Annotated in this window: 14 protein-coding genes; 8 read left to right on the top strand and 6 right to left on the bottom strand. The window is 50.7% G+C overall.

Going from position 1 to position 17336, the window contains the following annotated elements; genetic code table 11:
* The first annotated feature begins 90 nt into the window (after positions 1-90).
* From parC to ACTHR2_RS04880, 5 genes are all read left to right on the top strand, one after another.
* The gene (gene parC / locus ACTHR2_RS04860; RefSeq protein ID WP_004518843.1) at positions 91-2394 is read left to right on the top strand and encodes a DNA topoisomerase IV subunit A; all 2304 of its coding nucleotides are present in this window, start codon (positions 91-93) and stop codon (positions 2392-2394) included.
* A 69-nt stretch (positions 2395-2463) separates the two neighbouring features.
* Positions 2464-4050 (top strand): two-component system sensor histidine kinase NtrB, encoded by a 1587-nt coding sequence (locus ACTHR2_RS04865; protein ID WP_440375421.1) that lies wholly within the window; start codon positions 2464-2466, stop codon positions 4048-4050.
* Positions 4043-5671, top strand: coding sequence for a sigma-54-dependent transcriptional regulator (locus ACTHR2_RS04870; RefSeq protein ID WP_263340488.1), 1629 nt, complete (start codon positions 4043-4045; stop codon positions 5669-5671). Before ACTHR2_RS04865 ends, ACTHR2_RS04870 begins: the two co-directional genes overlap by 8 nt.
* 48 nt (positions 5672-5719) lie before the next feature.
* A complete protein-coding gene (locus ACTHR2_RS04875; protein WP_107696838.1) occupies positions 5720-6472 on the top strand; it encodes a class I SAM-dependent methyltransferase in 753 nt (250 codons plus the stop codon).
* A 102-nt stretch (positions 6473-6574) separates the two neighbouring features.
* Complete coding sequence (locus ACTHR2_RS04880) at positions 6575-7258, top strand: 2,3-diphosphoglycerate-dependent phosphoglycerate mutase (protein ID WP_036493345.1); 684 nt, start codon at positions 6575-6577, stop codon at positions 7256-7258.
* Positions 7259-7394: 136 nt separating this feature from the next.
* Here ACTHR2_RS04880 and ACTHR2_RS04885 read toward each other — a convergent pair whose 3' ends face one another.
* On the bottom strand, positions 7395-8186 hold the full coding sequence (locus tag ACTHR2_RS04885; RefSeq protein ID WP_263340493.1) for a DsbC family protein: 792 nt from the start codon (positions 8184-8186) through the stop codon (positions 7395-7397).
* 135 nt (positions 8187-8321) lie between these two features.
* On the opposite strand from ACTHR2_RS04885, the gene ACTHR2_RS04890 reads away from it, so the two are divergent.
* Positions 8322-10511, top strand: coding sequence for a primosomal protein N' (locus ACTHR2_RS04890; protein ID WP_440375422.1), 2190 nt, complete (start codon positions 8322-8324; stop codon positions 10509-10511).
* 79 nt (positions 10512-10590) lie between these two features.
* Here ACTHR2_RS04890 and ACTHR2_RS04895 read toward each other — a convergent pair whose 3' ends face one another.
* The 3 genes from ACTHR2_RS04895 to ACTHR2_RS04905 all read right to left on the bottom strand — a co-directional run bounded on the left by ACTHR2_RS04895 (position 10591) and on the right by ACTHR2_RS04905 (position 12757).
* Positions 10591-11265 (bottom strand): hypothetical protein, encoded by a 675-nt coding sequence (locus tag ACTHR2_RS04895; protein WP_107857922.1) that lies wholly within the window; start codon positions 11263-11265, stop codon positions 10591-10593.
* A 334-nt stretch (positions 11266-11599) separates the two neighbouring features.
* Complete coding sequence (gene erpA / locus ACTHR2_RS04900; protein WP_003680162.1) at positions 11600-11938, bottom strand: iron-sulfur cluster insertion protein ErpA; 339 nt, start codon at positions 11936-11938, stop codon at positions 11600-11602.
* Positions 11939-12070: 132 nt separating this feature from the next.
* Entirely contained in the window at positions 12071-12757 is a 687-nt protein-coding gene (locus ACTHR2_RS04905; RefSeq protein WP_003680158.1) for a S24 family peptidase, read from the bottom strand.
* Positions 12758-13018: 261 nt separating this feature from the next.
* On the opposite strand from ACTHR2_RS04905, the gene ACTHR2_RS04910 reads away from it, so the two are divergent.
* The gene (locus ACTHR2_RS04910; RefSeq protein WP_003748371.1) at positions 13019-13294 is read left to right on the top strand and encodes a hypothetical protein; all 276 of its coding nucleotides are present in this window, start codon (positions 13019-13021) and stop codon (positions 13292-13294) included.
* Between the two features lie 76 nt (positions 13295-13370).
* Here ACTHR2_RS04910 and argC read toward each other — a convergent pair whose 3' ends face one another.
* Positions 13371-14417 (bottom strand): N-acetyl-gamma-glutamyl-phosphate reductase, encoded by a 1047-nt coding sequence (argC, locus tag ACTHR2_RS04915; RefSeq protein WP_263340509.1) that lies wholly within the window; start codon positions 14415-14417, stop codon positions 13371-13373.
* A 1194-nt stretch (positions 14418-15611) separates the two neighbouring features.
* Here argC and serB point away from each other — a divergent pair.
* Entirely contained in the window at positions 15612-16442 is an 831-nt protein-coding gene (gene serB / locus ACTHR2_RS04920; RefSeq protein WP_440375423.1) for a phosphoserine phosphatase SerB, read from the top strand.
* 71 nt (positions 16443-16513) lie between these two features.
* On the opposite strand, the gene lpxH is transcribed toward serB, so the two are convergent.
* Positions 16514-17224, bottom strand: coding sequence for a UDP-2,3-diacylglucosamine diphosphatase (lpxH, locus tag ACTHR2_RS04925; RefSeq protein ID WP_440375437.1), 711 nt, complete (start codon positions 17222-17224; stop codon positions 16514-16516).
* Positions 17225-17336: the final 112 nt, after the last annotated feature.

Genomic DNA, 17336 nt, shown 5'->3' on the forward strand with positions numbered 1-17336 from the left:
GCTGCGCTACCGTTCATCACTCAAATTGGCTATGACTACCGATTTTGCTTTACAATATCCTTCTTTAATTTATTTCGTTTTACCATCCTGATGACAGAACACATTTCCGCTCCAAGTCCATCTCCTGTCGGTGAAGACTACCTGCTGTTAGGTCAATACGCCGAACGCGCCTATCTCGAATACGCCATGAGCGTGGTCAAAGGCCGCGCGCTGCCTGAAGTTTCAGACGGCCAAAAGCCTGTACAACGGCGTATTTTGTTTGCCATGCGCGATATGGGTTTGACGGCGGGGGCGAAGCCGGTGAAATCGGCACGCGTGGTCGGCGAGATTTTGGGTAAATACCATCCGCACGGCGACAGTTCTGCCTATGAAGCGATGGTTCGCATGGCGCAGGATTTTACCTTGCGCTATCCCTTAATCGACGGCATCGGCAACTTTGGTTCGCGCGACGGCGACGGGGCGGCGGCGATGCGTTACACCGAAGCGCGGCTGACGCCGATTGCGGAATTGCTGTTGTCCGAAATCAATCAGGGGACGGTGGATTTTGTGCCGAACTACGACGGCGCGTTTGACGAACCTGTACACCTGCCCGCCCGTCTGCCTATGGTGTTGCTCAACGGTGCGTCGGGCATTGCGGTGGGTATGGCGACCGAAATCCCATCGCACAATTTAAACGAAGTTACGCAGGCGGCGATTGCGTTGTTGAAAAAGCCGACGCTGGAAACCGCCGACCTGATGCAATACATCCCTGCGCCCGATTTTGCCGGCGGCGGCCAAATTATCACGCCAGCGGACGAATTGCGCCGGATTTACGAAACCGGCAAAGGCAGCGTGCGCGTGCGTGCGCGTTATGAAATCGAGAAGCTGGCGCGCGGACAATGGCGCGTGATTGTGACCGAGCTGCCGCCGAACGCCAATTCCGCCAAAATCCTTGCCGAAATCGAAGAACAAACCAACCCGAAACCGAAAGCGGGAAAAAAGCAGCTCAACCAAGACCAGCTCAACACCAAAAAGCTGATGCTGGATTTAATCGACCGCGTGCGCGACGAGTCAGACGGCGAACATCCTGTGCGTCTTGTATTTGAACCAAAATCCAGCCGCATCGATACGGATACTTTCATCAACACGCTGATGGCGCAGACTTCTCTGGAAGGCAATGTGTCCATGAACTTGGTAATGATGGGTTTGGACAACCGCCCTGCGCAGAAAAACCTGAAAACGATTTTGCAGGAATGGTTGGATTTCCGCGTCGTTACCGTAACACGCCGTCTGAAATTCCGTTTGAGTCAAGTGGAAAAACGGTTGCACATCCTCGAAGGCCGTCTGAAAGTCTTTCTGCACATTGACGAAGTGATTAAAGTCATTCGTGAATCAGATGATCCGAAAGCCGATTTAATGGCGGCGTTCGGGCTGACCGAAATCCAAGCCGAAGACATTTTGGAAATCCGCCTGCGTCAGTTGGCGCGTTTGGAAGGTTTCAAACTCGAAAAAGAATTGAACGAGTTGCGCGAAGAACAAGGTCGTCTGAATATTCTTTTGGGCGACGAAAACGAAAAACGTAAGCTAATTATCAAAGAGATGCAGGCGGACATGAAGCAGTTTGGTGACGCGCGCCGCACGCTGGTGGAAGAGGCCGGACGCGCCGTGCTGACACAAACCACCGCCGACGAACCCATCACGCTGATTCTGTCGGAAAAAGGCTGGATACGCAGCCGTGCCGGACACAACCTTGATTTGAGCCAAACCGCGTTCAAAGAAGGCGACCGCCTCAAGCAAACCATCGAAGGCCGCACGGTTTTACCCGTCGTCATCCTGGATTCATTGGGCAGAACCTATACGCTTGATGCCGCCGAAATCCCCGGCGGACGCGGCGACGGCGTGCCGGTTTCATCCTTAATCGAGCTGCAAAACGGCGCGAAACCCGTCGCCATGCTCACTGGTCAGCCCGAACAGCATTACTTGCTTTCAGGCAGCGGCGGCTACGGCTTTATCACCAAGTTGGCCGATATGATCGGACGCGTGAAAGCGGGTAAAGTGATCATGACCGTGGACAGCGGCGAAACCGTCCTGCCGCCGGTTGCCGTCTATGCTTCTTCGCTGATCAATCCCGACTGCAAAGTCGTACTGGCCAGCAGCGACCACCGTCTCTTGGCGTTTTCCATCGGCGAACTCAAAGTCATGCCTAAAGGCCGCGGTTTGCAGCTGATGTCGTTGGCTGAGGGTGCATCTTTGGAACACATTATGGTGACGACCTCTCCTGAGTTTACCGTTGTATCGGTCGGCCGACGCGGCGCAGAACATCAGGAAAAACTGCGTATTGCCGATATTGACGGCAAACGCGGTAAAAAAGGCAAGGTATTGGAAATATCAGGCCGTCTGAAAAGTTTGTCCTGAAACAAGAACAAATATATCTAAATAAATTAAATTTATACGACATTGCATGATAATAAAAAAGGTTCACTTATGAACAGAGCCAATCTTCAAGAACTGGGTAATCTGAGGGAGCGGATTCCCGGTGTAATCAACATTGCCCGAATAGCCATCGTCTTGCCGCTTTTGGTTTTGCACGCGTTCGGCAGCTACACGGGTGGCAACCTGATTGGCGTTTCGTTGCCGGCCGTTGAGTTTTATATCTGGGTAACGCTGTATTTCTTCCTGATTATGCTCTCCGTGCTCCGCCCGGGCTGGCAGTGGCAGTCTTTGGATTTGCCCAATGCCAGTGCCGTGGTCGACATCACCATGATGATGGTTTTGGTGTATATCTCCGGCGGTACGGCTTCTGGTTTCGGAATTTTGGTTTTGCCGTTTGTCGCCACGTCGTGTCTGCTCAGTTATGGCCACTATCCTATGCTGTATGCAGGCTATACGGCAATGTTGTTTATTTTGAACCTGTTTTTAGACGGCAGTATGCGTTTCGATTCATTTAATTGGGATGCAAAATCAGTGGCGAATTCTTTGATGCTGATCGGCGCCAGCTATCTGGTGGCGATGCTGACCTCGTTTGCCGCCCGTTATCTGGAGCAGGCCACAGAGTCCGCCAGCCGCCATCAACTGGCCTACCGCCGTATCAGCGGCTTGAACCATTTGGTTTTGAACCGCGTACAGGAAGCGGTTGTGGTGATTGATGCGACCCAACGCGTGTGGCTGTTTAACAAACAGGCAAAAATCTATTTCCCCAGCCTGATTATCGATCAGCAGGAAATCGTGTTCGGCGAACTGGTGGCTCGCTGGCAGCGTCAACCCGACAAACCTTTTGAAACCGATATCCATATTTTCCAACACGCCATGCACGTCCGAGCCGTTCCGCTGATTCAGGAGCAAACCGAGCTGCTGATGTTGTACGTCCGCTCATTGCGTGAAGTGGCTGCGGAGGCCATGTCTACCAAGCTGACTTCGCTTGGACAGTTAACTGCCAACCTTGCCCACGAAATCCGCAACCCGATGTCCGCCATCCGTCATGCCAGCGATTTGTTGCAAGAAGGCGATGAGGCAGATCCGCTCAAGGCCAAGCTCTACAACATCATCGACAGCAATATTCAACGCATCGACAAGATGTTGGAAGACGTATCCCTGCTTAACAAACGAGACAACATCAGCCGCCAGCCGATTAATCTGATGAAATTCTGGTTGGAGTTCAAGCAGGAATTTACCTTGAACAATACCGATGCCATCGGTTGTCTGCGTATGAATATGGACGGCAACAATCTGACCGTATTGGTTGACCCCATGCATTTGCAGCAAGTGATGTGGAACTTGTGCAACAACGCTTGGAGACACAGCCGTCAGGACGAAAATGCCATTACCGTCCTTATCCGTTCAAGCGGCAGGATGCATATTTCCATCGTAGTAGCGGACAACGGCAAAGGCGTGCCGCCTGATGTACGAAATCATTTGTTCGAGCCGTTTTACACCACCGAAAAACAAGGCACCGGCTTGGGGCTTTACGTCGCACGCGAGTTGGCACACGCCAATATGGGGCAGCTGCATTATCACCCTGAAATGAACGGGTTTGAATTGATTTTACCGAAGGAGCAAGCGCAGGATGAATAAATTGCAAGAGCCGGTTTTGGTTGTCGATGACGAGGCAGACATCCGTGATCTGATGGAAATGACCCTGATGAAAATGGGTCTGCGCGTCGATACTGCGGCTGGTGTTGAAGAAGCCAAAGACAAGCTGGACAACAACGATTATTCGCTGGTGCTGACTGATATGCGTATGCCCGATGGCTCAGGCCTCGAGGTTGTCCAATACATCGACGAGTTGATGCTCGACACACCCGTTGCCGTGATTACGGCTTTTGGCAATGCCGACCAAGCCGTTGAAGCCTTGAAAGCAGGGGCGTTTGATTATCTGCAAAAACCGATTACGCTGTCGCAGTTGCGTTCATTGGTTAAATCGGCAGTGTCGGTTTCCGATAATGCTACCGAACCCACGCCGTCTGAAAAAGTCAAATTGCAGCCTGCGCCTGTTTCTGCTGCCCTGTATAAACCCGAACCTCAGCCGGCTAAGCCTGTTGTAACGCCTCCTAAGAGCGTACAGAGTGAATTTAACCGGCCTTTGACTGTTCCGGAAGGGCTCAATTCCTTAAAAGAGCGTTTTTCGGCCGGCAGCATCAATCCTGCTTTGCAACAAGACGCACCTATATTGGAAGGCGAGGACGATATGCCTCGCCTATTAGGTACTTCGCCGCAAATGGTCGAAGTGCGCCACCTGATTCGCAGATTGGCCCGCAGCCTTGTTCCCGTTTATATCTCTGGCGAGTCCGGTACAGGTAAAGAGCAGGCAGCACGTACTATTCATGAGTTGTCTGACCGCGCCGACAAACCGTTTATTGCTGTCAACTGCGGTGCCATTCCTGAAAATCTGATGGAAAGCGAATTTTTCGGCTACAAAAAAGGCAGCTTTACCGGCGCAGATCAAGACCGTCTCGGCTTTTTCCAACACGCCGACGGCGGCACTTTGTTCCTTGACGAAGTTGCCGATTTGCCGCTTGCCATGCAGGTCAAACTTCTGCGCGCCATTCAAGAAAAAGCCGTGCGCCGTATCGGCGATGCGCGGGAAACCTTTGTGGATGTGCGCATTATTTGTGCAACCCACAAAAACCTCGAAGCTTTGGTCGAAAGCGGCGCATTCCGTCAGGACTTGTATTACCGCCTCAACGTAGTCTCCCTGCACATGCCGCCTTTGCGCGAAATGCGCGAAGACTTGGGCGCGCTGATTCTGTATCTGCTGTATAAACACCGTCACGGCAATCAAACCTACAAACTCAGCCCGAAAGCCCAAGAAGCCCTGTTGCATTACAGCTATCCCGGCAACTTCCGCGAGTTGGAGAATATCCTCGAACGCGCAGTTGCACTGACGGTCGGCCAAGTGATACAAGTGGACGACTTGCAGATTCAAAACGCCCCACAGGTTAAGGCTGAACGCAGCGGCTTCTCTTTTGACGATATTGCCGAACCTGACGCGCGCGAAACTACGCTCAATCATAGCCCCATTCCACCGTTTGATCCGCGTACCATGCAGATACAGGATTACCTCGACCAAGTGGAACGTAGCATCATCGAGCAGGCTTTGCAGCAAACCCGTTACAACCGTACCCAAGCCGCCAAGCTTTTGGGCATCAGCTTCCGCTCTATGCGCTACCGCATGGAACGCTTGGACATCAATTAAAACGTTCAGACGGCCTGAGTTTTCAAGGCCGTCTGAAACATGGGCATCATGTACAAGATTTATTTTGACGAAACCGCATCTGCCGAACTTCGCAGCCTTGCCGAGCCGTTCGGGCTGACCGTTATCGACCGGCAGCCTGAAGAAGACAGTTTCCTTATCGCTGACGAAAGCGGCATCAGCTTGTGCCGCGCAGGTGAAAAAGGCCGTGTCCGCGTTGATTTTGATGGCGGTGCCGCCCATTACCGGCGTACTAAAGGCGGAGGTGAGTTGATTGCCAAAGCCGTCAACCATACTGCGCAACCGACTGTCTGGGACGCTACCGGTGGACTGGGACGCGACAGCTTCGTGCTTGCCTCGTTGGGCTTGAATGTACACACTTTTGAACAAAATCCTGCTGTTGCCTGTCTACTTTCAGACGGCCTCAACAGGGCAGGACAAAGTGAAGAGACACGGGAGATTGCCCAGCGAATTACTTTGCACTTCGGCAATGCCGTTGATTTAATGCAGAAATTGGCCGCGCAAAAAGGCAGACCCGATGTGGTGTACCTCGACCCGATGTACCCGGAACGCCGCAAAACCGCCGCCGTGAAAAAAGAAATGGCCTATTTCCACGACTTGGTCGGCGCGGCACAAGACGAAGCCGAGTTGTTGGACGCAGCGTTGAATACCGCCAAAAAGCGCATTGTCGTCAAACGCCCGCGCTTGGGCGAATTTCTTGACGGGCGCAAACCTGCTTATCAATACACCGGCAAAAGCACGCGGTTTGACGTTTACCTTCCGACAAGGCCGTCTGAAGACTAGAAGCAAACTTGCAACATATCAAAAGAAACCGCCGACGTTATCAGCGCGGCGGCAAAGTGTGCTATAAATACCTTTTCCCAAACTTCATTGGAGCAAACAATCATGGAATTAGTATTCATCCGTCACGGACAAAGCGAATGGAACGCGAAAAACCTTTTCACCGGCTGGCGCGACGTCAAGTTGAGCGAGCAAGGTTTGGCAGAAGCCGCCGCAGCAGGTAAAAAGCTGAAAGAAAAAGGCTATGAATTCGACATCGCCTTTACTTCCGTCCTGACCCGCGCCATCAAAACCTGTAACATCGTTTTGGAAGAATCCGACCAACTGTTTGTTCCGCAAATCAAATCATGGCGTTTGAACGAGCGCCACTACGGCCAGCTGCAAGGTTTGGATAAAAAACAAACCGCAGAAAAATACGGCGACGAGCAAGTCCACATTTGGCGCCGCAGCTACGACACCCTGCCTCCGCTGCTTGATCCTAAAGACCCGCATTCCGCCCACAACGACCGCCGCTATGCCAACCTGCCTAGCGATGTTATTCCCGATGGTGAAAACCTCAAAGTTACCCTCGAACGCGTCCTGCCTTTTTGGGAAGACCAAATCGCCCCGGCCATCTTGAGCGGCAAACGTGTATTGGTTGCGGCACACGGCAACTCTCTGCGTGCGTTGGCCAAACACATCGAAGGCATTTCCGACGAAGACATCATGGGCTTGGAAATCCCAACCGGTCAGCCGCTGGTGTACAAATTGGACGAAAACCTGAAAGTGGTTGAGAAATTCTACCTGTAAGGTAAAGGGAAAAAGGACGTGGCGGACACGTCCTTTTTTTGTATTTGTTTGTATCGTGGCCGTCTGAAAGCAGTTGATGGCGGGCGACATGAAAAAAGGACGCGTAAAGCGTCCTTTATGGAGATTAAACCCTGTATTACTGGTTTTTCTCGATGATTTCTTTGAGGTGAGGCATAGGGCTGTAACCGCTTTGGCTACGGCCGTTAGGGAAGACCACGGTCGGTGTACCATTGAAGCCGAATTGTTCGCCCAATGAAGTGGTTTCCGCAACAGGGTTTTCGCAGTTTGCTTTGCCGCTTGGGAGCTTGCCTTTGCGCATCCAGTCAATCCATGCCTGAGTCGGATTAGGCTGACACCACAACAGCTCGGCTTTGTGCGCGGCATCAGGGTGCAGGCTTGGAATCGGCATCATGAAGGTATAAATCGTGATGTCGGTCATTTTTTCAAACTCATGCTCCAAGCGTTTGCAGTACGGGCAGTCCGGATCGGAGAAAACGGCGACTTTCAGTTTGCCGTTGCCGCGCACTTCTTTGATGGCTTTGTCCAAAGGCAGGGAAGCGAAGTCGATTTTGTTCAAATCGGCGGCGCGTTCTTCAGTCATGCTTTGGCGCGTGTTGACGTTGATGAGGTCGCCAACGAGCATATAGTCGCCTTTGGCGTCGGTATAGATGATTTGTTTGCCGCTGACGACAACTTCATAAATGCCTTTAATCGGTGTTTCACTGACGCTCAAAACTTTCAAATCTTGGGCGGCATAGACTTTTTCCAGACGTGTTTTCAAAGAAGCGGCAACAGATTTGTCGGCAGGTGCTTCCGCTTTGGCAGCCTGAGTAGGCGCCGCGTTGGCGTTGGATACGGCAGGTTGACCGCATGCCAACAAAGGAAGGACGGCAAACGGTGTTAAGATTTTGATTAACTTGGTTTTCATGCGAGAGACTTGCGTGTGTTGAAAGTAAGGCATTGTATCAAACCTCCGTCATGTCTGCATTGTACTCAGGCTCAAATTATCGTCTGAAAATAGCTTTCGGCTGTTAAAATACGAAAAAATAATTTGATTGTTTGTATGTTCTACCACCGTATTGCCGTAAACGTGCCGCTTTCAGACGGCCTTTTGACTTATTCCCATTCCGAGCCGCTTCCTCCGGGAACGCGGGTGCTTGTGCCTTTCCGCAATAAAACCGTTGTCGGGATTGTGTGGGAAACGGATATTGCCCCCGATATGGATGCGGCGCGGATTTTGAGCGTTCAGACGGCCTTTGTAGAAGAAAATCCGTTGCCTCAAAGCTGGCGTGATTTGTTGGCGTTTACGTCGCGTTATTACCACTATCCGACGGGGCAGGCGGTGTTTGCCGCGCTGCCGCAGGGTTTGAAGGAAACGCGTGCGGTGGAAATACCGAAGCCGCCGTTGTTTTACGCGCTGAACGAAGCGGGTAGGGCGCAAACGCCGCCTCCGGCTCGGTTCAATAAAAAAGCGGCTTTGTGGGATGCGCTGCTGTCGGGCGGAATGACGATGGCGGCGTTGAAGCAGGTGAACGCGCAGGCGGCGAAATTAATCGAAGATTGGGCGGAACAGGGTTGGATTGAAACGACGGAAGCGGCGAAACCCGTTTTAAGGTCGTACCACGGGCAGGCTTCGCACTCTGAATTTGTATTAAATGCTGACCAGCAGAAGGCTTCCGATGAAATTCAGACGGCCTTTGGTAAATTTCAACCGTTTTTGCTGTACGGTATTACCGGCAGTGGCAAGACTGAAGTTTATTTTGATGCGATGGCGAAAGTGTTGGCTCAGGGACGGCAGGTGTTGTTTCTGTTGCCCGAAATCAATCTCACGCCGCAGCTTTTAAAGCGGGTGGAAAACCGTTTTGCCGACGTGCCGACCGCCGTGTTGCACAGCCAGATGGCGGCAGGCAAGCGCACGCAGGATTATCTGCGCGCGATGTTGGGGCAGGCGAAGCTGGTCATTGGCACGCGGCTGGCCGTGTTCACGCCGATGGATGATGTCGGGCTGATTGTGGTCGATGAGGAACACGACGGCTCGTTCAAGCAAGACAACGAATTGCGCTACCACGCCCGCGATTTAGCGGTGTGGCGGGCGAAGCAGAGCGGCTGCCCCGTCGTCTTGGGTAGCGCCACGCCCAGCTTGGAGAGTTGGCACAAGGCGCAAAGCGGCGCGTACCGCCTGCTACAACTGACCGAGCGCGCCCATGCTACCGCGCAACTGCCGCAAGTAGAAATACTCAACGTAGGCCGTCTGAAACTTGACAACGGCTTCTCGCCGCAAGCCTTGCAGCTTTTGAAACAGAATTTTGAAGCAGGCGGCATGTCGCTGGTGTACCTCAACCGGCGCGGCTTTGCGCCCGCATTATTTTGCGGCGACTGCGGCCATACCTTCGGCTGCCCGAACTGCTCCGCCAAAATGGTGTTGCACCAACGCGCCCGCCAACTGCGCTGCCACCACTGCGACCACCGAGAACCCATCCCGTTCAAATGCCCCGACTGCGGCAATCAAGACCTGACCGCCGTCGGACACGGCACGCAGCGCGTCGAAGAAACCTTGCGTGCCTTCTTGCCCAAGGCAGCCGTCGTCCGCGTCGACAGGGACAGCACGGCGCACAAAAACGATTGGGCGGATTTGTACCGCCGTATCGCCGACAACGAAATTGACATTCTGGTCGGCACGCAGATGCTCGCCAAAGGTCATGATTTCGCGCGGCTCAACCTCGTTATTGTATTGAACGCCGACGGCAGCCTGTATAGCGCGGACTTTCGTGCGCCGGAAAGGCTGTTCGCCGAGCTGATGCAGGTATCCGGCAGGGCGGGGCGCGCCGACAAACCCGGCAAGGTGTTGATACAGACACAACTGCCCGAACATCCTGTCTTCGCTGCCGTCAAAGCGCAAGACTACGCCGTATTTGCCGAAAACGAATTGAACGAGCGGCAAATGTTCGCCATGCCGCCTTTCGGTTTTCAGACCGCCGTCCGCGCCGACGCGCCGCTCGTGGCCGATGCGATGGAATTTCTCAACACCGCCAAAGAAACCCTCGCCCCACTTTTGCCCGAAAGTGTCTCCCAGTTCGGCGCCGCCCCCATGCTGATGGTGCGCCTCGCCGAACGCGAACGCGCGCAAGTTTTCCTCGAATCGACATCGCGACAAGATTTACACCGCGCCGTGAGTTTGTGGGTGCAGGTGTTACAGCAAAACCGCGACGGTAAAATCAGATGGTCTGTAGATGTTGATGTGCAAGAGGCTTGATTGAAATGATTCAATCAATAAGGAAATAAAAGGCCGTCTGAAAATCTGTTTTCAGACGGCCTTAAGTTTTTGAATCAGTTTAGAAGAATTTTGCGGCTATATAGCCGAGTGCAAGCAGGCTTAAAACGGCGAACACGATAGCCATTGTAAGCAGAAACTGTGTTTTCTTCCTCGCTGCAAGTGCAGCCAGCTCAGGATTTTGGCCTAATTCTTCGCGTAGTTGAGATTCCAATTCGGCACGGATTTTTTTGCGCAGCTTTTTCTCTTCCTGCTCACGTTCATATTTGAGCTTGTGGGCAATTTCGGTTTGTTTTTTATGCTCGAAAGAGATTTTTTCCTGCCATTCAATGCGCTTGCGCTGGATAGCCAGCTCATTTTTCTCTGTCAAATCAAAGTGGCAGGTTTTACATTCCTGTGCGTCTAATTCATCAATAATCGTCATGCAGACAGGGCATTGGATAGGGTCGGGAGCGTTGACTGCCAACACGGGTTCTTCTTCAACCGCTTCCAACTCCATAGCCTGACGGACGATTACGTCCAAACCCAAATAGCTGAAGTAATGCTGCGCATTTTCGCGCTCGTCTTGGGTGCATTTCTCGGCCACAATAGCTTGCGGACGTTCGGCCAAGGCTTGAATCAGGCTCTCAACTTCGTTTTCAGGCAGGTTGTCATACAGGCAGGCATGGATACGCTCCCTATCCGTGTTCGGCGGATAGGAAACGTATACGTCGAAAAATTTTTCTTGTTTGCTCATTGATATCCCATGAGTATTTCGACTGCGTCAACCAAATGGGTTTAGCCTAAGGTTTTGTTATTGTGTTTGAGCTGTTTTGGCTTGCGATGCAGGCAAAAACAGAGGCCGCAGTCTTAGGCAGACCGGATAGGGGGTGCCTTTGTGTCGTTAATCGGCTGGACAATGATTTTTATTTATATGGCAATATGCATGTCCAATGTTATGTCTATTGTAGAGTAAATATTCACGCCCGATATTATTATTATAAGATAAATCCAATATTGTTTAAAATAAATTCACACAAAAGGCCATCTGAAGATACAGATGGCCTGTTTTTCATGAAGAAACGGATTGTTTATACGGAGAAGGACGAGCCGCAACCGCAAGTCGTTTCGGCATTCGGATTGCGGATGACGAATTGAGAACCTTGCAGGCTTTCGGTGTAGTCGATTTCCGCACCAACCAGATATTGGTAGCTCATCGGGTCAACCAAGAACGTCAGGCCGTTTTTCTGGATTTCAAAATCGTCGTCGTTTTTGATTTCATCAAAGGTAAAACCATATTGGAAGCCGGAGCAACCGCCGCCGTTGACGAATACGCGCAATTTCAAATCGGGATTGTTCTCTTCGGCAATCAGGTCGGCAACTTTGGTGCAGCAGCTGTCAGTAAAGATAATAGGGCTTTCGTCTGACATGATGTGATTCCTTTTATATGAATATTTTTACTATTGTCGCGCAAACCGTTAGCCAAGGCAAGTTTGTGCAGACAGGGTCTGCCAGCTTACATGGAGGGCATGGCAGAAATTTCAAGCACCAGTATGTCAGATTTAGATGCTTCTGCCAAACCATTCTACACGGCCGATGATGGCGACGTCGTCGGTCGGGTTTTTCAAGTCGATTTCAAAAGTAGGGTAGGCCTCGTTGGCAGAAATGACGTTGACGATGCCGCCGGGTATCAGTTGCAGGCGTTTAACCAAAAGGTTTTCATTGAGGCGTAAAACATAGAGGCCGTCGCGCGGCGTGGTTTGGCCGTGGTTGATGAGGATGGTGTCGCCATCATTCAGCACGCCTTCCATCGAGTCGCCTTTGACTGAGATAACGGAAAGGTTTTTGATGTCGCGCGTTACATAATTTTCAATCCAATAGCGTCGGAACGCCATGGCGAACATTGGCTGTTCGTCGCCGACGAGCTGACCGTGTCCGGCCGCGGCCTGGATGTCGTAACGCGGCACAAAGACAAATTCGTCTATATCGACAGGGTTGCCCAGTGTGTCGGTTGCCGTGGCTTTTGGGGCTTCGGAATCGGGGAAGGGGGAGCCTTCTCCTGTCAAAAGCCAGTCTATGCTGCAGCCTTTAAGTTGTTTGATTTTTTTTAGCGTTTCCGATTTCGGCAGGCCGCCTTCGTTCCAGATACGGCTGAATCCGGCGATGGTCATATCAATATCGGCGGCAATTTTGGCTTGGCGGGCTTCATCTTTCCATAAGAAAGCCAGGCGGTCTTTAAAGGTATCCATGTTTATGCCTTTATGGAGGTATGTTTTTTATATGGTTTGGACGATTTGAGTGTATTTTACCTTAGTTTTTATAAAATTGTAAGAAAAAAATTACTCAATCTAAGAAAAAGTATTGCATATTTTATTTTTTCTTAGTATTATTCGTTTTGTCTTAGATAAATCGATATTTCTAGTTTTATATTTGATTTTTCTTAGTTTGGTTTTATTTGGTTTAGTTTTTCTGACTTGAACCTGCTATATGATTATGATGAGAGGTGTGAAATGACTCGTTCGCGTAAAAATATTTTTTGGGTGCTACTGGCGTTGGTACTGGGTTTTTTTGCCCTGCCTTTCGGATCTTCGGAAGCACATGAAGCGGACGGTAATTTGACGGCTTCGGAATGCGAACGCTTGGGCAGTTTGAGTCTGGATCAGATGGACGGCAGGCTGCTTGCCTTCGCCAAAGAATGCGATATGGTGGAGGCTACCCACGATTGGGAGCAACAGTACGGCAACTTGAATGAAGAAGAAATGCTTGCCGGCGTGGTGTATGAGTGATGTTTGTGAATGAATTGATAAAGGCCGTCTGAAAAACCATTGTTTCAGACGGCCTTGTGTTTTTAATAAGGATGGCTTAAGGCATCAATGGTGCATTAGTCAGTCCGGTGGTTTCGGGCAGTCCGAACATAATGTTCATATTCTGCACGGCTTGACCGGCTGCGCCTTTGACCAAGTTGTCGATGACGGAAAGAATAATCCACACATCGTCTTGTTCGGGCGCTCTTTGAACGCTGATACGGCAGAGGTTGGCGCCGCGTACGCTGCGGGTTTCAGGTGTCGAACCTGAAGGCAAAATATCGACAAAAGGACTCTCGCGGTAGTATTCGCGCAGTAAGGCTTCAGGATCGGTATGTTCTTGCAGGTGCAGATACAGGGTGGCGTGCATACCGCGTATCATCGGAACAAGGTGTGGTACGAAAATCAGGCCGTCTGAAACATGGTCTTGCAGTCCGGACAGGGTTTGTCGGATTTCAGGCAGGTGGCGGTGGCCGCCGACGCCGTAGGCTTTGAAGTTGTCGCCTGCTTCGCACAATAGGGTATGGGTGCTGGCTTTGCGACCCGCACCGGAAACACCGGATTTACAGTCGGCAATCAGCGTCACGTTGGCTTTCAGACGACCAGCCTGAAGCAGTGGCAATAACGGCAGGGAAACGCAGGTAGGGTAGCAGCCCGGATTAGCCACCAGCATGGCTTTGGCGATATCGTCTTTGTAAAGTTCGCACAAACCGTACACTGCTTGGGAAACAAGTTGCGGCGCGGCATGGGTCATTTTGTACCATTGTTCCCATGTGGGGATGTCGCGGATGCGAAAGTCGGCAGACAGGTCAATCACACGTACGCCTTTTTCGATAAGGACCGGTGCTTCTTTCATGGCTACGCCGTTGGGTGTGGCGAAGAATACGAGGTCGCAACGGTCAAGCTCGGCATCTTCGGGCGTTTGGAATGCAAGGTCGTAAATGCCGCGCAGGCTGGAGAAGTAGTCCGCTACTGCAATACCGGCTTCGCTTCGGCTGGTGACAGCAGTAACCTCTGCGTTGGGGTGGCTGCTGAGCAGACGCAACAATTCAACGCCTGTGTAACCGGTTGCACCGACGATACCAATTTTAATTTTTGTGGTCATGGTGTGGCTCCTTTGTAGGGATAACGATGCGTTTGATTATATAGTAATTGATTGCCGTCGGTCAGCGGTGCTTGTGCCAAGCTTTGCAATAGAGGGTTAAACAGGCCATCTGAAATATGGGATTAACGATATTGGAGAGAGGATTTCAGACGGCCTGAAAGTTTGGGAAAACGTGGTTTGCGGTTTTATTTGACTATGGCTTTGAGATTAGTGTTTTTTATTTATAGCCAATATCTTACAAAGATTATAGACCTCATGTTTTGAAAACCTTTTATCTTTATCCTATCCATACGAACACAAAATAAAAATGTAAAAAAATGCCCCCGGGTTGGAGGACCGGAGGCAAGTATCCAAGGAGTAGCTCTCATCAATAAGAACTAGTTACTTGGTACTATATCCCTTGTTAGAATTGAAAGCAAGTGCTTTGCACATTTTAACATTTAAATAATTTTTTCATTCAAATTCAGTGAGCTATCAGACAGGGATTGAATCTTGAGATGATGGTAATAGAGGATAGGCTAAGAACAATTAAAACGGCAGGTATCAGTGATTGGGAGCAGCCATACTCTGAGCATTACTCTGATGTGTGTGTACATGGCCATATTGATTGAGTCGGTCGGGGGGGGGAAAGCTGAAATCTCCTGACTAACCGAGTTGAGTTAAAGTGAGGCTTTCTTCAAACTGATTGATAAAATAGCTGAAAGGCATGAAATGTGTACGCAGATGAGGAAGGGTTTGTTTTTAAATATAAATTTCTAAATCATTTATTTAATTCAATTTTGATATTGTTAAATCATCGGGCCAAAAAAAGGTTGCCATCGGAAGGGGAGCCGTTGGCAACGAATGGAGGTGGTAATGCAATGAAAGCTAGATATAAGGAGTAGTGCCAAACTAGCTATAAGTAACTATATCGAAACTGTAAGAAAAATTAACACAAGTTGCCTGTTACTGGCAAAAATTTTTAGTCGGCTTGCCTAAAATCAAATTTTTGAGTAATTGCTTGGTTAGTTGATGCAGGGATTGGTATTGGTAGCTCTGCTGAATTGTTTACAGGCCGTCTGAAAATTGCCGGGGTTGTTCGGCTATAATGCTGTTTTGGTTTTTTAAGGCTTTTGCAAAAATACGGTTTCGGGGTTTTAGGCTGAATGTGTACCCGATATGTTTGCAAAGGTTTTGGGGCATGAGGAGAATGAGATGAAGAAAGTTTTGGTGTTGCAACATGGGGATTTGGGCGCGTGCGACTGGTCGGCGTTTGGCGGTTTGGTGTCTGCTCCATCAGGGAAGTCGGTGTTGCGTGTACCGGTTGATGATGATTTTGAATTGACGGACGAGATGCGTGCGGCGTTGATTGCGCAGCAGATAGATGGCGCGGTGTTGCCGGATGTGGCTTTTGCTGATTTGGGATTGATTGTCAGCGATATGGATTCGACGCTGATTACGATTGAGTGTGTGGATGAGATTGCGGCCGGTGTCGGGCTGAAGGATGAAGTGGCAGCGATTACGGAGCAGTCGATGCGCGGCGAGCTGGACTTTGAGCAGTCTTTGCGTAAGCGTGTGGCTTTGTTGGCCGGTTTGGACGAGCGCGTGTTGGAAAAGGTGTACGAGAATGTGTTGCAGCTGTCGCCGGGCGCGGAATTTTTGTTGGAAGCGTGCAAACGGAATGATGTGAAGTTTATGCTGGTGTCGGGCGGATTTACGTTTTTTACGGAACGTTTGCAACGGCGTTTGGGCTTAGATTTCCATTTTGCGAATGTGTTGGAAGTAGAAAACGGCAAGCTGACAGGCCGTCTGAAAGGGCGGATTATCGATGCGCAGGCTAAGGCGGATTTGTTGCGCGAATACCGTGAGTGTCTGGGTTTGGCTCCGTGGCAGGTGGTGGCGATGGGCGATGGTGCGAATGATATTCCGATGATATTGGAAGCCGGATTCGGCATTGCTTATCGGGCGAAACCGAAAACCGAAGCAAATGCGGATGCGTGTGTGCGCTTTGGTGGTTTGGAGCGGATACGCGGTTGGTTTGCGTAAACTGTTTGAGAATATTTGTCAGTCAGGCCGTCTGAACAATCGGGAAACCGGTTTTCAGACGGCCTGATGTTTTATAAGGCGATAAAACGGTAGCCTTCGGCATCGACTTCGAGAATGGAGGCGTAATTGTCGCGCCAGTCACCGAGTACGATGCGGGTGTAATCGGCGTTGCGGTGGATGTTTTCGCGGTGGGTATGGCCGTGGATGAGCAGGGGCGTGTGGAAGCGTTGGACGGTTTCGTGGGTAAAGGCCGGATTGACGTCCATGATGTCGGTGGTTTTGTGTTGTTTGTCCTGTTTGCTCTGCTTACGGATTTTGGTGGCGATGTTCAGCCGGAGTGTGAGTGGCAGGAACAGGAACAGGCGTTGCAGCCATTTTTGATGGACAGTACGGCGGAATTTTTGATAAGAATGGTCGTCGGTGCAGAGGGTGTCGCCGTGACAGAGCAGGGTGGGTGTGCCGAACAGGTCGATAACGGCGTACTCGGGCAGTAAGGTTATGCCGGTATCGCGGGCGAAGGCTTTGCCGATGAGGAAGTCGCGGTTGCCATGGATAAAATAGCAGGCGACGCCGCGCTCGGTCAGGCTGCGGATAGTTTGCTTGATGGTGTGAACCAAAGGGCTGTTTTCGTCATCGCCGATCCAAAAATCGAAAAGGTCGCCAAGAATGTATACGGCTTGGGCGTGAACGGCTTTTTCTTGGATAAATTTCTGGAAAAGTGCGGTCAGCTGAGGATGGGATTCGCTCAGGTGCAAATCGGCGATGAAGTAAATCGGCATGATGATGTGGGGCGTATGGGAAGGGTTTTATTATAACTTGGGTTGTCGCGTTTGGATTTGGGCTTGGTGTTTTTCGTTTGTAATGCAGTGATTTTATTGTTTTGATTTGGTGTGA

It is taken from the genome of Neisseria sp. P0006.S004, from assembly GCF_051963015.1.
GTDB lineage: Bacteria > Pseudomonadota > Gammaproteobacteria > Burkholderiales > Neisseriaceae > Neisseria.

Coding starts and splice junctions, on each gene's coding strand:
- ACTHR2_RS04895 (WP_107857922.1), bottom strand. CDS start 11,265: ATGAGCAAACAAGAAAAATTTTTCGACGTATACGTTTCCTATCCGCCG.
- parC (WP_004518843.1), top strand. CDS start 91: ATGACAGAACACATTTCCGCTCCAAGTCCATCTCCTGTCGGTGAAGAC.
- ACTHR2_RS04910 (WP_003748371.1), top strand. CDS start 13,019: ATGACTCGTTCGCGTAAAAATATTTTTTGGGTGCTACTGGCGTTGGTA.
- ACTHR2_RS04870 (WP_263340488.1), top strand. CDS start 4,043: ATGAATAAATTGCAAGAGCCGGTTTTGGTTGTCGATGACGAGGCAGAC.
- serB (WP_440375423.1), top strand. CDS start 15,612: ATGAAGAAAGTTTTGGTGTTGCAACATGGGGATTTGGGCGCGTGCGAC.
- ACTHR2_RS04885 (WP_263340493.1), bottom strand. CDS start 8,186: ATGAAAACCAAGTTAATCAAAATCTTAACACCGTTTGCCGTCCTTCCT.
- ACTHR2_RS04875 (WP_107696838.1), top strand. CDS start 5,720: ATGTACAAGATTTATTTTGACGAAACCGCATCTGCCGAACTTCGCAGC.
- ACTHR2_RS04905 (WP_003680158.1), bottom strand. CDS start 12,757: ATGGATACCTTTAAAGACCGCCTGGCTTTCTTATGGAAAGATGAAGCC.
- argC (WP_263340509.1), bottom strand. CDS start 14,417: ATGACCACAAAAATTAAAATTGGTATCGTCGGTGCAACCGGTTACACA.
- ACTHR2_RS04890 (WP_440375422.1), top strand. CDS start 8,322: ATGTTCTACCACCGTATTGCCGTAAACGTGCCGCTTTCAGACGGCCTT.
- ACTHR2_RS04880 (WP_036493345.1), top strand. CDS start 6,575: ATGGAATTAGTATTCATCCGTCACGGACAAAGCGAATGGAACGCGAAA.
- ACTHR2_RS04865 (WP_440375421.1), top strand. CDS start 2,464: ATGAACAGAGCCAATCTTCAAGAACTGGGTAATCTGAGGGAGCGGATT.
- erpA (WP_003680162.1), bottom strand. CDS start 11,938: ATGTCAGACGAAAGCCCTATTATCTTTACTGACAGCTGCTGCACCAAA.